This window comes from Azospirillum lipoferum (assembly GCF_024170005.1).
Classification (GTDB): domain Bacteria; phylum Pseudomonadota; class Alphaproteobacteria; order Azospirillales; family Azospirillaceae; genus Azospirillum; species Azospirillum lipoferum.
The window spans coordinates 66,448-81,322 of the sequence record NZ_JALJXJ010000021.1 but is presented as its reverse complement, the minus strand read 5'-3'; the positions used below and the strand labels follow the sequence as shown (position 1 = coordinate 81,322).

Genomic DNA, 14,875 nt, shown 5'->3' with positions numbered 1-14,875 from the left:
GAGTGTCATGAGAGTCGATCGCTTCCTTGATGGCCGCACCATCAGCCTGTCGGTATCCAACAGTCCCGACCTGAAGCGGCTCGGTCTTGGCGAGGCCCACCTGCGCGATACCCTCGTCGAGCTGGCCCGCCATCTGATCGCCGAGGGGGCCATCCTGCTGTATGGCGGCGACTTGCGCAAAGGCGGTTTCACGGAACAGCTGTTCCAACTCGCCTACCGGCATGCCCACGATGTCAGCAAACCGGTGCTGATCAACCCACAGCCCTGGCCCGTTCACATCACCGCGAACTGGAGCGAGCTGGAGGCCGCGGCGAAGGCGGTGGCGCCCGCCGCGGCGATGGAGTTTCTCGACCTGCAAGGCGTGCCCATGCCGCCCGCCCGACGCGCGGCCGAATTGACGCCCATGCTTCCTACTGAAGAGGACTGGGAGGCGGGCCTGACTGCCATGCGGCGGGCGGTCGCGGGTCGGGCCGACGCTGCGATTTTGATCGGTGGCAAGATGGACGGCTACAAAGGCCGGATGCCCGGCGTCGTCGAGGAGGCATTGGAGGCTATGAACGCGGGAAGCGCCGTGTACCTCGTCGGCGGCTTCGGCGGGGCCGCCGGCGCCCTTTGCGAGGATCTCGGGCTGCTTGACCTCCGCACGCAGCGACCCCGCCAATCGCCGGCGACCGGGCTCTTCTCGAATTTGACGGAAGGCGACCTGCACACCGGTCTTGACGGGTCCGAACTCCGGCAACTGGCCAAAAGCCGGAACACCGACGAGATCGTCGCCCTGGTGCTGCGCGGACTCCGCCGCCGTTTCGTTGCACCGAAAGGCGGCTGACCGGCGCTCCATGTGGGCATCGTGCTCTGAAGGAGCGGCTTCAACAAATGGAGTGAGTCAGGACCTGCGTTCGAGACCCCTGTCGACCCTTTCCGACGGAGCCGGCTATCGCTCCTTCGCCTCAAACGGGCCGCAGATCTCCTTGCCGGATCGATACCCTCCATCGCAGGATCCATGGTGGATTCGCCATGGCAGACCGGGGACCTCATCTGGTCGGTTGGTCAGGCGGAATCCGCCTCGGGCGGTTGTCCGGCCGCCGCAGCCTGGGTGGGCGAAGGTCGCAGCGGCATCGGCGCGGTCGTCACCCGAACCGGTTCGAGCAGGCTCGATCCAACGCGGAGGAACCATTCCTCAAGCTCATCGCACCCGCCCAGTTGCTCGGTCCCAAGGATCGCAACGGAGAACAGCTTTTCACCGATGTGCTCGCCAAGGGCGCGGTACGCCTCGAACTGGGATTCGGTGAAGAACTGGTCCGCGGTCGAATGATGGGGAAACGCGGGCTCGTCCATCTTGTAGCGTCGGATGAACTCCCCCTCGTTTCCGGTGAGCGACAGTTTGACGTACAGCAGGTATCCAACCTCTCGCGGCGAATCCGAGTAGAGGATCCGGCAGAACGCAAAGTGCGAGCGGCTGAAGCCCTCGGCGTCCAGGCGCAGATCATCGACGTCGATCTGGATGTCGATGCCCAGGTCGGATTTGCTCATCCGCTGGAGATTCGCCAGCGCATGGAACGTCATGCCGACATCCTGCTCCCCATCGACAGCGATGATGTATTTGCAGCGGCGGCGCAGAAGTTCGTAGACGCCGAGATTTTCGATGTGTCCGCCGTCCGATACATAGAGGTGGCTCCCCGTCTCGTCCATGGACCCCAGCATTTCCTGGAACAGGTGCTTCAAGTTTGGTTTGGACTTGTCGGCGTGCCGTTTCCTGAAGGGAGAGTTGACCCAATAGCCGAGGCGGATGTTGAGCAACGCCAGCCAGAAACGCAGGTACGCCGAGGTCGCCAGTCCCATTTGGGGGGACACTGCCGCTCCCGAGATCGCCATCACCGTCGCGAGGTCCAGATCGTCGTCCGCATCCTCCCATTTTTCGGTAGGCTTGTAGCCGGTGAGTTGGCTGCCGCAGTATGCGGGACTGAACAGGAAAAGATCGGTGTGCCGCCCCTGCATCCCCGGGACGCGCGAGCCCGGCACATTCAGCGCCCCGTTGAAAAGCGGATAGGGACCGGTGAGATTATCGTAGAGGGGAGACAGCCGTACCCGTCCTGCCGGTTCGCACGCCGCCCTAGGTCCGGGCCCGGCGGAGTGACGGACCAGGAAGGTGCCGGCGAGCTTGTCACGGTAATGCCGGTGCAACGACGTAAAGTTCACGTTCACCACCCCGAAGAGGAGGGCGGTCACTATTCCAACAGGCACCATGACGATGACCATGGCAAGCACCAGGCACCACTGGCGGACGTTCTCGAACAGCGGGAGACCGGCGAGCCAGTCATAGATGGCCAGCTCGCCGATCAGCAGAGCCATCGGCGCGGTCAGGGTCGCCAGCACCGCAAGCGCCCGACGGAGAGGGCGCGGCGCCCGGCCGGACGCGACGAGGAACGCCGGTCCGGCAACCGTGATCACGCCTGCCAGCACAAGGGCCGCATCGGAAGTGCTCTTGATCGTCTCGTACCAGGGGTGCAGGGCCGCCAGCAGCGTGCCGGTGCCCAGCACGACGAATGGAAGGGCCAGCAAAGCGAGCGTGCGATCCGCCCATGGGCGCAAATCCGGTTGCATGGCGAACAGCAGCGGCAGGGTTACGGCCCCAAGCAGGAGCATGCCCGCGGCGCCGGTGGCGACGTTGCCGCCGACCAGCAGCGCAGCGCTGAAGACCGCCAGCAGCATGAACTCGGGCATTCCCCATCGGTCTGGAAGCGTCCGCTCGCGCATTCGCCAACGCCGGTACAGCAGTGCCGCCAGCGGTAGGATCACCAGCCAAACCGGTGACGCGAAGTCCGAAGCCGCTGCCGAAACGGAGTCCCGTATTGCTCCGACGGCGCGCTCGCCCGACGCCAGCAGCAGCAGCATACAGGCAATGGCCAGAGCGTTGAGCGTGAGCCCGTGCAACTGTGCGAAGGCGATCTGGAGACGCCCCCACACCGAACCTGTCAGAAGGTACCGGCAATGGTGGCGGATGTGCCGGATGGCGTCGGACTCCCTCCCCGTGCATCCGAGGGGGGCGTCCCCCTTTTTCAGGCCGATGCCCGGCTCGGATGTCGTGGACAGGAAGGCGGCGAGGAACGCACCGAGGTACCCGCCGCCCGACACCGTGGACAGGTAGTCGACATATCTCAGCACGTCGCGCTTGGCCAGAACGGTCAGGACACCCAGCGAGAAGGTCGCCGACCGGATTCCTCCTCCGGACAGGGCGATGCCGGCCGCGTGCTGCCGTTCCGGCGGATCGGCGGGATCGTTCACGAGCCGGCGCCTCTGGATGAAGGCTTTCTCGGCCTTGTTGATCTCCTCGGCCGATACTCCGCCGTTCGGCGATCCTGCCTCGCGGATGCCCCAGCGGAGCGGCTTCTTCATCTCATCCACGAAGGGGTGGGGCTGCCGGACTTGCGGCTGGGCCGGCTGCACCCCGGTGCGCATCTCCAGGAGCAGGCGATCGAAGGCGATCAATACAGGTCGCAGAGCGTCGAGGTCGGCCCGGAACTCGTCGGTGTTGTCCATCGCGTTCAGTGCGCCGGCCAGGTTGCGCCTGTGCCATCGGGCGGTGAAGGGCCGCACATGCCGGTTCAGCACATGCATGGCCGTTTCTTCGAAATGCTGGCACCCTGGGTGTTTCGCAACGATGCTGCGGGTGATGGCGAACAGGTCGTACACGCTCTTGAGCGCGGTGGCGGCGTCGCCGTCGCTGTAGCGGAGCGGCTGAACGGTGATCCGGGAGTTGAGTTCGGTATGGAGGTCCCTTGCTGCATTCCGATCCGGAACGTCCGGATTCCAGTCGCAGTGTCCCCAATGGGCGAGGAAGGCGGCATCGAAGAGGAGCGGCCCGCCCGGGACGCTTATTGGACGTTCCAAGTACGTTCCCCAAGTCTTGCCGGTCATCATCCTGCACTTTTGGTCGGAGGAAGTCCCTGGAAGGCGGCGTGCCGCCTCCAGATGACGTTACAACCTAGCGCAATTCGGCAGCGGCCATGAAGCACGTCGCAAGCGCCGCGTGTATGTGAGACAACCGGCCGGGTTCGTTCGCGACATGGTCGAAGCTGCGGGCCCAGAGGAAATCTGCATGCCGGGAAGCGCTTCGAAGCCTGCTCGTTTCCCAGGATGTCCAGACCCGGGGCAACCACGGCCGATGCAGCAGGTGCAATCCGGCAAGGCATCAGGTCGATTGCGCTTTCACCGCAATCGGTGACGCGAAGCTGCGGCGAATTCCAACGCAACCACGACAGCGCGAAGAGTTGCCTGCCTTTCCACTGTCGTGCGATAGTCCGGCCCATCTGTAAGTTGAAAGCCCGGACGCAAGGCACTCCTCTCATGGTTTCCAATACAGCGGCCGCACGGGCGGACGCCCCTGCCACCGGCATCGTGTTCCTTGCGCACAACAGCCTTGACCGAAGCTTCGTGACCGGGATCAAAGACGCACTTCGGGCGCGTGGAGTGCCGGTATGGCAGGACATCGATAATATTCGCCACGAAGATAGCGTGGAAGATCAAATCGAAGAAGTTCTTCGGGTGCATTGCCGTGTTTTTGTTGACTGCTTCGGCCCGAATGATGTTGGAAAGATGCAGAAGGACGAACGGAGTTTGGCCAGAAGATTGGTGCGACGGGGCAATGCCAAGATGGTGCTTGTCCAGTTGCCTGGAGGAACTATCGAGTCTCTGTCATTTTCCGGAGGATTATCTCCCATCGTCTTTAAAAGTGAGCCGGACGAAGAGGAGCCGATTGCGCAGATCGTCGCCGTCGCCGAGCGGGTCTTGGGCGTGAAACTGCCTCCGCTCCCGGAGAGCGGGCGCCAGGCGGCCGTCCATTCGGCGCCCGCCGCCGAACCGGTCGCCAATCTGCTGGAGATCCGGTCCGCCGGCCCGAGCGGTGTCGTGTGGAGCGGCTTGCCGTCGGCGCAGAACGCCGCCGAGTTGTGGGAACCGTTCGCTTCCCCACGGTGCCTTCGGCTGGGGTTCTCCACCAGTGACGAGCCTGGACTGACCCGGGTCATCCTGCGGCTCGTCAGCCATATGCGGGCCGATGCGATGGTTGTCGAAACGCCGGCCGAATGCGGATGGCGGGTGGCGCTGACGGAGTGTCTTGAACAGTGGATGCCGGCACAGTGTGGAGAAAGGCCCCGGTTTTCCGAAAGCCTTTCCCTCGACGAGGTGAAAGCAAATCCGGCGCCTGCGGGAAGCGCCCCGACATCCGGCGCGCGGCTGGCCGACCAGATCGAGATCTCGCTCGACCATTGGTGCCTGGATCGGCTGGATGGCGAAGTCGAGGCATATCTCCGTGGACAAAGGATTGCGCCCGAAATTGCGGTCGAGCCGTCGCTTGCCGCCGACCTGCTGAGCCTCTGGGAATCGTGGCGCCAAACCCTGCGCAGGGAACAGCGGATTCTGCATCGTTTCCTGGAAATGCTGGTCTCGGTGGAGGACGGCGAGACCCATGAGTGGAGTCGGTTCGGATTGGGCCGGCACTCGGTCTGGAACTGCATGGTGCCGGCCACGATCATGATGCTCGCCGTCGCGGAATGCGGCAACAAAGCCATCCACCCGCAAGGAGATGCGCCGCTGCATCCCCATGGCAAATCGCCGGGCAATCTTGCCGGCAAGACCCTGTACGGGCATGGCACCGGTATCAGTCGGAAGGGTGGCCGCTCCATCGAGGATTGGCTTTGCGGCGAACGCGGGTTCCCGTGGCGCAGCCGGATCGTTTTGCTGAGTGGCGTCACGCTTTCCCCTCCCCGTCTACAGCACAGGATGAGGCCTTTCACCGCATTGCCGAGCAATGACGGCCTCCAGTCGGAGACATTCCCGAAGCCGGCGATCGTGACCCTTGAAAAGGGCTTCCGGAGCGCGCTCCAGCACGGGCGCGACAGAGTGGAGACATATCTTGGTCTACTCTTCCGCGACCTGCACAACCAACAAACTCCACTTCTGATCAAGTCACGGCGGGAAGCGCTTGGCCATGAATGACGTAACCCTGCTGGTCGACGAGATACGGACGCAGGCCGCCGCCTTCACCCCGCCGCTGGAGGTGGAGGAGAACCCGGAGGGCATGAGGAGCCGCCGGCTTTGGGCGACCGAGGCCGCCAACGCCCTGGATTCGGACGCCCAGGCGGAATTGGAGACGCTCGATGCCGACGACCTGCCGAAGAACTTCATCGCCTTGCGTGTCGGCTACCACAGTCTGCTGATCGGCGGCCTTGGCGACGATCCCGCCGACGCGGCGGTCGATCATGATCTGGCCCGTTATCAGAACCAGGCCGCCATCGCCTGGTCCTGGCTCGGGCATAAAGGGGATGATTTATTGCTGCTGCTTGTCGCGCCGGCGGGCGGCGAAGAGAACCGGGATTGGAAGCGGATGCAGCGCCGCGTCGAACGGAACGAGCAGGTCTGCCGGAAGCTGGTCTGGCTGCCCCCACAAGCCGGGACGGATCGCTCGGAATCGCTGAAGGCGTTTTTGGGCCGTACCTTCCTGGCCCGTCCTTGGCCGCGGAAGGGGGAGGCCGGCCAGGGGCAGCTCGACCGCTGGGCGTTGCTGGCCAAGCAGCTTGTCCAGGATGAGTTCGACGAGGCTACGGCGAAGCGCTGGCTGGAGATCCTGTCCTATGGCGACCTCAAGGACGCCGATCGGGTGCACCGCCTGATCGAGGCGCTGGACCCGGCCAATCCGGATCTGACCGATCTGGACCCGAGCGATTTGGAGACGGACGCATGACTGGGACCGGACCTCTGTTCCTCCGCAAAGTAGCCGTGTCCAACTTCCGCAGCTTCGGCGAGGCGAAGTCGATCATGGTGAAGCCGGTTCCCGGTGTCACCGTGATCGCCGGTGCGAACGGCCTTGGCAAGACGAGCCTGCTCGAAGCGATCGAATGGGCGCTGACCGGCACCGTTCGCCGCCTCGCCGCCTCCGCAGCCACGGCAGGGGTGACGGGGAAGGACGTGGAAAAGGCGCTGACGCGTGAGGGGGCGCCGACAGGAAGCCACCACCGCGTCGAACTGCTCTTCGACAATGAGGTTTCCGTTACCCGTGAAACGGATTTGAAGATAACCCGCGGCGAGCATCCGATCCCGTCCGTGGAGGAACTGCTGAAATCGTCCGATTGGCACCAGAAGATCGACGATCTCTCGGCCTATCTGGCGACAACCCATTTTCTCAGCCAGGCGGCCGGCCTTCGCCTTACCGCGCGCTCGCCCAAGGAACGGTGGAAGGACCTCAGCGGACTGACCGGCGGAATGGCCGTCGACGAGATGGTGAACCGGCTGGGCGTCGGAGCCACGAAAGCCTTCAATCGCGAGGTGGAAAAGGCGGAAGGCGATGTGGCGGCCGCGGCGAGACGCCTGGAGTATTTTCGGCGTATCCTGAGGGAGATCGCGCAGGCGGACGCGCTTCTCGGCGCCCAGTCGGCCTTGTCGCCGGCAGAGGCGTTGGAGCAGGCGCACGCCATCGCCGTGGAGTTCGGCGCCCTGACGGGGCAGCGTCCCGATCTTCCCGCCACGGCGGTGGAGGCGTTGGCCGTCGTGGCGGAGGCGGTCAGGCAGGCCCGCGCGCAGGCCGAGTTGCGGGATCGCGCGATGCAAGCCGCCGCAAGAGCATTGCAGTCCTGGATTGCGCAGGGCGATGCCATCCGGAGAAAGGATGAGGACATCCAGGCTGGGGAGGCCGCGACCGAGGCGGCGGCCACCGAGGCGAGCGGCAAGGCGGCGTTGGAGGTGCAGGCAAGATCGGTGCTGGAGGCGGCGCAAGGAGAATGCGCGTCGGTTAGCCGATACCGCGACCGGTTGGACAGTCGGTTGCACGCCTTCCGCCAAATCCAGGAGGTGGACAAGGAGAGGGGGCCGTGCTCCGAGGCGATCAACGAGGCTGTAGCGGAACATGGCAGGATAGAGTCCGAGAAGCAGCGGTTGGAGCGCGATCTCGAACGTGTCCGCGGCATCGACGATGAAGTCGCAGCCCACGACAAGGATCTGACGGCCGACAGCGCACTGAAGCTGCGGGCTTCCAAGGTGCTGGAGGCGGAGGAGCGCGCCCGCGAAATCCAGCCGGAACTCGCCGTGGCGAGGGACCGGCGCCGGTTGCTGGAGGCGCGGCACAACGGCCTGACCAGGGAACTCGACGATCTGGAAGCCGGACTCAAGGATGCGGAAGCGCGCCTGGAGGAGTTGAGGACCACCGCAACCAAGCGGGCCGGTCTGGTCACCGAGCTGTTGGGCCAGTTGCACGCGCACGAGACCGATTGCCCATTCTGCCAGACACCGTTCAAAACGCATGACGAGCTTGCCGGGCTCGCTCAACAGGCTGCCGAAAAACAGGATCCGGCTCTTGGTGAAACGGCGGCTCAGTTGAAGGAGATGCGCCATCGCCGCGACGGGTTGCAGGCAACCCGCACCGAGCTGGATCGGACAATCACGGTGGCGAAGGCTGTCGAGACCGAGCATACCGGCGTGGTCGAAAACGCGGCGGAGATGGCCAGCGCTTTTCCCCACCTGCCGGGGGCCGGCGGCCGGCCCGCCCGGGAAGCGCTTGACTGGCTGTCGCACCGCATCGCGCATCTGGAAGGCGAGTGCGAACGGCTGAAGGTGGAACGTCGGCTGCTGGACCCGGACGGCAAACTTTCGGCGAGGCTGCCCGGCATCCTCAGCCGCCTCGACGAGGCGGGAAAGACGCTGGAGAGGGAGCGCGGGCGGGGCAACGCTCTCGATCAGCGCCGGGGCGAGGCCATCGGCGTGCTGGCCGCCGACACAGAACTCGCCGCTTTCGACGAACCCGCGACAAATGACGCTCTTGAAAAGGCGTTGCGGGATCTTGCGGACGCCGCAACGGGCGAGACCTTGGCCCAGGCAATGCTCAACAGCGCGATCCGGGACCGGCAGACGGCGGAGGCGCAGCGCCGCCGCTGTGCCGAGCATGCCGACCTGCTGCGACGGGACCGGGAGGAACTGGAGCGTCAATGCCTTGCGGCCCGCACCGGCTGGGAGGAAGCCGGCCTTCCGGGCGAACCGTCGCCACCCGTGCTCAGTGACGCGCAGCGCGAGACCGCGAGGCGGACCGAGCGCCTTCCGCACCTGTCCGACCGGTGTGACGCTACGGCCAAGGGTCTTGAGCGATGGCAGTCGAACGAGAGCGTCCAGAATCTGAAAATCGAGCGTGAGCGGACGATCCGGGAAGAGAAGGCCGCGAATGCGGAAGACTGCGAAAAACGGCTTGAGCAGCATGTGTTCAAGTGCCAGCGGCGCGTCGATACCTGCAGAAGAGCACGCAAGCTGGCGGGCACTGCCGCCGACACGATCAAGTCTGAACATAAGGGGTTTCTTGAAGAGGTCATAAATCCTCTGAGCAACCTTACCGATGCGTTCAGCCGGGCTTGGTCCTCCTTCCCGGAATTTTCCACCGAACTGGCCACCAGAATTTCAAATTACCAAACATACGTCAAAGCACAGGCTCTTGGGCATCCGGCGAACCTGATACACAGCGAAGGGCAGGCGGGTGTCTTCAGCTTGAGCTTCCTGCTTGCTGCAAGCACCGCCTATCCCTGGTCCCGCTGGCGCGCCCTGTTGCTGGACGATCCGCTCCAGTACAACGACATTGTCCACAAAGCGGCATTCATCGACCTGCTCCGCCCCTTGGTCGCCGAACAGAAATATCAGGTCTTCATGTCCACCCATGATTTGGAGGAAGCCCGCTTCATCGGCCGCAAGTGCAAGAATGCCCGCCTGCCGTTCACACTCATCCGACTGAGGGCAATCGGTGAAAACGGTGTGGAGTATGACATCGAGTGATGGGGGGCGGTTTGGCTTCGAACGGCATTGCGACGGAGATAGCCGTCAGCGGGCACTTCGCTTGAAGCGTGAATCACGCGGAAAACCAAAAGCCTGGAGTGCGTCTGATGCTTCAATAAGCGTCAGACGGACTCCAGGTGGAAATACCGGGCAGAACGAGGCGGTCGACGCTGTCAACGCCTCTTTTGGGCAATGCCTGAGAGCTGAGCGGGGCTTCCCTCAGCCCCGCCTTGCCCGGACACGGCGTCATTCCCCAGGCTGATGCCGTGTCTGCAGACCGACCTCTTCCGTTGCGACGGGATGCTGGTTGACCGCCAGCGGTCCGCTGAAGAGGCGGCGGACGACCGTGTAGAACACCGGGGTGAAGATCAGGCCGAAGATGGTCACGCCCAGCATCCCCATGAACACCGCCGTGCCCAGGGTTTGCCGCATCTCCGCCCCGGCTCCCTGCGCGATCATCAGCGGCACGACGCCGAGAATGAAGGCGAGCGAGGTCATCAGGATCGGACGAAGCCGTGTGCGTGCCGCCTCCACCGCCGCCTCGAAGCGGTTCTTCCCCTCGAAGAGTTCGTTCTGGCGGGCGAATTCGACGATGAGGATGGCGTTCTTGGCGGCAAGGCCGACCAGGACGACGAAGCCGACCTGGGCCAGGATGTCGACGGCCATGCCGCGAATCATCAAGCCGGTCACCGCCGCCAGCAGGCACATGGGCACGATCAGGATGACCGACAGCGGCATGGTCCAGCTCTCATACTGGGCGGCAAGCACCAGAAAGACGAACAGCACCGACAGCCCGAAGACCATCAAACCGCTGTTTCCGGCGGCCTTTTCCTGATAGGCCAGCTCCGTCCACTCGAAGCCGAAACCGTCCGGCAGCACCTCGGCGGCCGCCTTCTCCATGGCGGCCAGGGCGTAGCCGGTGGAGAAGCCGGGCAGCGTGTTGCCCTGCAATTCCGCCGCCGGGTAGAGGTTGTAGCGGGCGGCGCGGTAGGGGCCGGTGATGTCGGTCAGGGCAGCCACCGCACCGATCGGCACCATCTCGCCGCGCTCGTTGCGCGTCTTCAGGTTGGCGAGGTCGTGCGGGTCCTGGCGGAAACGGCCGTCGGCCTGCGCGGTGACCCGGTAGGTCCGGCCCAGGAGGTTGAACTCGTTGACGAAGGCCGAACCGACATAGATCTGCAACGCCTCGAACACCTGATCGGCGGTCACCCCCAGCATCTCCGCCCTCTGGCGGTCGATATCGGCATAGATCTTGGGGGTCTTGGTGTTGAACAGCGTGAACACGCCGACCAGCCCCGGGATCTTGTTGGCCGCGGCGGACAGCTCCGTCACCGCCGCATCGAGCGCCGGCAGGCCGCGGCCCCGCTTGTCCTCCACCATCATCTTGAAGCCGCCGGCGTTGCCGATGCCGCGGACCGGCGGCGGCGGGATGGTGATGATGAAGGCGTCCTCGATCACGGCCAGCCGCTTCCTGAGATCGGCCAGGACCGCGTCGGCGGAATGACCGTCCCTGATGCGATCCTCGAAGGGGGCGAGGGTCACGAAGATCGCCCCGGCATTCGGCGCGTTGGTGAAGGTGGCGCCGTCGAAGCCGGCGAAGGGCACGGCATGGACGACCCCGGGCGTCTTCAGCAGCACGTCCACCGATTTGCGCACCACCTCGTCGGTCCGGGCGAGCGAGGAGCCCGGCGGCAGCTGCACCACGGTGATCAGGTAACCCTGGTCCTGGTTGGGAATGAAGCCGGTCGGTGCCCGGTTGAACTGCCAGCCGGTCACGCCGAGCAGCAGCAGATAGACCGGCAGGACGATGAAGGGCAGCCGCACCAGCCGCCGCGTCAGCCCGGCATAGCCGTTGGACAGCCGCTCGAACCCGGCGTTGAAACCGCGGAAGAAGGCGGCGACCGGCCGCATCGGCAGCGACGGCTTGGGCGGATGCTCCTGGTGGGGCTTGAACAGCAGGGCGCAGAGCGCCGGGCTGAGCGTCAACGACACGAGGCAGGAGATCACCGTGGCGCTTGCGATGGTCACCGCGAACTGCCGGAAGAACTGGCCGGAAATGCCGCTGACCAGGGCGGCGGGAACGAATACGGCGGTCAGGACCAGGGCGATGGCGATCAGCGCCCCGCCGACCTCGTTCATTGTCTCGTGCGCGGCATCCTTGGGCTTCATGCCTCGACTGATGAAGCGCTCCACATTCTCCACCACGACGATGGCGTCATCGACCACGATGCCGATCGCCAGCACCAGACCGAACAGCGACAGCGTGTTCAGCGAATAGCCCAGCGCCGCCAGCACGGCGAAGGTGCCGACCAGCGACACCGGAATGGCCAGGATCGGGACGATCGAGGCGCGCCAGGACTGCAGGAACAGGATGACGACGACGACGACGAGAATGACGGCCTCGTAGATCGTCTTGTAGACCTCCTCGACCGACTGGGCGATGAACTCCGTGGGGTTGTAGACGACATCGTAGCGCATGCCGGCGGGGAAGCCCTTGGAGAGGTCCTCCATCGTCGTCAGGATGCGGTTGGCGGTCTCCAGGGCGTTGGAGCCGGGCCGTTGGAAGACCACCAGCGGCACCGCGGACTGGCGGTCGAGATAGGCGTTCAAATTGTAGTCCTGGGCGCCAAGCTCGACGCGGGCGACATCGCGCAGGCGGGTGACGGCGGTGCCGTCGGTCTTGACGATGATGTTGCCGAAGTCGCGCGCATCGGTGAGGCGGCCCAGCGTTTCCACATTCAGCTGGAATGCGCCGGGGGTCGGAACCGGCGGCTGGTTGATGACGCCGCCCGACACTTGGACGTTCTGCGCCTGGATGGCGCGGACGACGTCTCCCGCGGTCAGCCCGCGGGCCGCCACCTTGTCGGGGTCGAGCCAGACGCGCATGGCATAATCGCGGGCACCGAACACCTGCACGTCGCCGACGCCGTCCAGACGGGCCAGCACGTCCTTGATCTGCAACAGCGCGTAATTCGACATGTAGAGCTGGTCGCGCTCCCCGCCCGGCGAATTCAGGTGGATCACCATCAGCATGTCGGGCGAATTCTTGCGCACGGTCACGCCGATGCGCCGCACCTCCTCCGGCAACCGCGGCTCGGCCACGGCAAGGCGGTTCTGCACCAGCACCTGGGCGGTGTCGAGATCGGTGCCGAGCCTGAAGGTGATGGTCAATTGCAGGCGGCCGTCGCTGGTCGCCTGCGAGGTCATGTAGAGCATGTTCTCGACGCCGTTGATCTCCTGCTCCATCGGAGCGGAAACGGTGTCGGCAACCACCTGCGCCGAGGCGCCGGGATACGTCGTGTTCACCACGATGGTCGGCGGCGCGATCTCGGGATACTGCGCGACGGGCAGGGTCAGGTAGGCGAAGATGCCGATGAGGGTGATGACGATGGACAGGACGGCCGCGAAGATCGGCCGGTTGATGAAGAAGTGCGAGATGTTCATGACGGTCGCCCCTCACCCGGCCGGCGGTTTCGGCGGCTCGATCGATCCCTCCTGCGGCGTCACCTTGGCCCCGGGCCGGGCGCGGACCAGCCCGTTGATGATCACCCGGTCGGTGTCCGCCAGCCCGGACCGAACGATGCGCAGACCGTTTTCCATCGGGCCGAGCCGCACCGGCTTGGGCACCACGGTGCCGTCGTCGGATACCGTCAGCACGATCTTGTTGGCCTGATCGCTGACCACCGCCTGGTCCGGGATCAGGGTCGCGGTATAGCGGTCGGATCCCGGCAGGCGCAGCCGCCCGAACTGACCGGGCGTCAGCACGCCGTTGGGGTTGCGGAACACGGCGCGCGCCCGGATGGTGCCGGACCCGGCATTCACCTGATTGTCGACGAAATCGAGCGTGCCCTTCAGCGTCCAGTCGCGCTCGTCGAACAGGCGGGCCTCGACCTCGATGCCGCCGTCACGCTGCGAGCGCAGGGTCCCTTTCTGAGCGGCACGGACATAGGCGAGGAAGTCGGCCTCGCTCATGTCGAAGGTGAAGTAGATCGGGTCGAGGGAAACGATGGTGGTCAGCGGCGTCGCCGCACCGGCCTCGCCGCCGGCAATCAGATTGCCCACGCTGACCTCGCGCCGGCTGATGCGGCCGGCAAGCGGCGCCAGGATGCGCGTGAAGCTGAGGTTCAGTTCGGCCGTGCGGACGGCGGCCTTGGCGACCTCGACCCCGGCGGCATCGACGCGGACCTGCTGCTGCCGTTCGTCGTAGACGCTGGCGGCGACATTGTCGCTGCGCCTGAGTTCGGCCGCACGGCCCAGCTGGCGGTTCGACAGGTCCAGCTTGGCTTCGGCCTGCTGCAACTCGGCCTTCACCGAGGCGAGCGTCGCCTCGAAGGGGCGGGGATCGATGACGAACAGCAGGTCGCCGGCCTTGACCATCTGGCCGTCACGGAAATTGACGGAATCGAGATAGCCGCTGACCCGGGCGCGGATCGCCACGGAGTCCACGGCCTGGAACTGGCCGGTGAATTCATCCCACTCGACGATGTCCTTGCGCAGCGGCCGGCTGACCGTCACCGGCGGGGCGCCGGCCGCCTGGGCATGGGCCGGGCTTGGACCCTCGGCATTCGCGCCGGCCAGCCACAGGCAGGCGGTCGCGGTGAGGGTCAGAAGCAGTCTGCCGATGGCGGCGGCCTGTGGCCTGACCCGGGCGGCATCGGCAGCCATTGCCGCAATCATGGCACTTCCCGGCCCATCGGGAGGCTGATCCCGTGGTCGTAACTGCAGCGATCGGCCGTGAGAGAACAGAATTGGACGCCCCTTGCCCCAATCGCGATCCACAGTCGTCGTCCCGTCCTTGGTGGTGATGATGTTCATCATCATGAATCCTTTCCAGTTGGACGTGTTCTGTTTGCTGGTGCCGTACCCTCCCGCGAGGCAGCAGGCGCGCAAGAATTGCGGTTTGTTCCATAACGGCACTGCTGAAACAAATCTTGGCGATCCGTCCGCCTATTTGTCGAAAGCGTATTTCGTGTGCAGTGGAAACTTGCCGGACATACAGAACGAAATGCTTGTTCAGGACATGACAAACATAGATGAACCGCTTTATGAGCATGTGCGCATGGCGGTTGAGATG

At 64.9% G+C, this 14,875-nt stretch carries 7 protein-coding genes; 4 read left to right on the top strand and 3 right to left on the bottom strand.

Annotated features, from left to right (window positions below):
- Positions 1 to 7: 7 nt before the first annotated feature.
- Positions 8 to 826 (top strand): hypothetical protein, encoded by an 819-nt coding sequence (locus tag J2848_RS32410; protein ID WP_149235006.1) that lies wholly within the window; start codon positions 8 to 10, stop codon positions 824 to 826.
- Positions 827 to 1,047: 221 nt separating this feature from the next.
- Here J2848_RS32410 and J2848_RS32405 read toward each other — a convergent pair whose 3' ends face one another.
- Positions 1,048 to 3,918 (bottom strand): patatin-like phospholipase domain-containing protein, encoded by a 2,871-nt coding sequence (locus J2848_RS32405; protein WP_170307269.1) that lies wholly within the window; start codon positions 3,916 to 3,918, stop codon positions 1,048 to 1,050.
- A gap of 426 nt (positions 3,919 to 4,344) precedes the next feature.
- Here J2848_RS32405 and J2848_RS32400 point away from each other — a divergent pair, with 426 nt between their 5' ends.
- The 3 genes from J2848_RS32400 to J2848_RS32390 are packed head-to-tail and all read left to right on the top strand — an operon-like array spanning position 4,345 to position 9,801.
- Complete coding sequence (locus J2848_RS32400; RefSeq protein WP_170307268.1) at positions 4,345 to 5,994, top strand: ABC-three component system protein; 1,650 nt, start codon at positions 4,345 to 4,347, stop codon at positions 5,992 to 5,994.
- Entirely contained in the window at positions 5,987 to 6,739 is a 753-nt protein-coding gene (locus J2848_RS32395) for a hypothetical protein (RefSeq protein ID WP_149235003.1), read from the top strand. The genes J2848_RS32400 and J2848_RS32395 overlap by 8 nt, the downstream gene beginning before the upstream one ends.
- Entirely contained in the window at positions 6,736 to 9,801 is a 3,066-nt protein-coding gene (locus J2848_RS32390; RefSeq protein WP_149235002.1) for an AAA family ATPase, read from the top strand. Before J2848_RS32395 ends, J2848_RS32390 begins: the two co-directional genes overlap by 4 nt.
- 246 nt (positions 9,802 to 10,047) lie before the next feature.
- Here J2848_RS32390 and J2848_RS32385 read toward each other — a convergent pair whose 3' ends face one another.
- Positions 10,048 to 13,245: an efflux RND transporter permease subunit gene (locus J2848_RS32385; protein WP_170307267.1), complete on the bottom strand. Its 3,198-nt coding sequence runs from the start codon at positions 13,243 to 13,245 to the stop codon at positions 10,048 to 10,050.
- A gap of 12 nt (positions 13,246 to 13,257) precedes the next feature.
- Positions 13,258 to 14,478, bottom strand: a complete 1,221-nt coding sequence (locus J2848_RS32380; RefSeq protein ID WP_246194404.1) for an efflux RND transporter periplasmic adaptor subunit — start codon at positions 14,476 to 14,478, stop codon at positions 13,258 to 13,260.
- Positions 14,479 to 14,875: the final 397 nt, after the last annotated feature.

Excerpts from the sequence above, each read along its gene's own strand:
- J2848_RS32405 (WP_170307269.1), bottom strand. The coding sequence starts at position 3,918 with ATGATGACCGGCAAGACTTGGGGAACGTACTTGGAACGTCCAATAAGC.
- J2848_RS32400 (WP_170307268.1), top strand. The coding sequence starts at position 4,345 with ATGGTTTCCAATACAGCGGCCGCACGGGCGGACGCCCCTGCCACCGGC.
- J2848_RS32385 (WP_170307267.1), bottom strand. The coding sequence starts at position 13,245 with ATGAACATCTCGCACTTCTTCATCAACCGGCCGATCTTCGCGGCCGTC.
- J2848_RS32410 (WP_149235006.1), top strand. The coding sequence starts at position 8 with ATGAGAGTCGATCGCTTCCTTGATGGCCGCACCATCAGCCTGTCGGTA.
- J2848_RS32380 (WP_246194404.1), bottom strand. The coding sequence starts at position 14,478 with ATGATTGCGGCAATGGCTGCCGATGCCGCCCGGGTCAGGCCACAGGCC.
- J2848_RS32395 (WP_149235003.1), top strand. The coding sequence starts at position 5,987 with ATGAATGACGTAACCCTGCTGGTCGACGAGATACGGACGCAGGCCGCC.
- J2848_RS32390 (WP_149235002.1), top strand. The coding sequence starts at position 6,736 with ATGACTGGGACCGGACCTCTGTTCCTCCGCAAAGTAGCCGTGTCCAAC.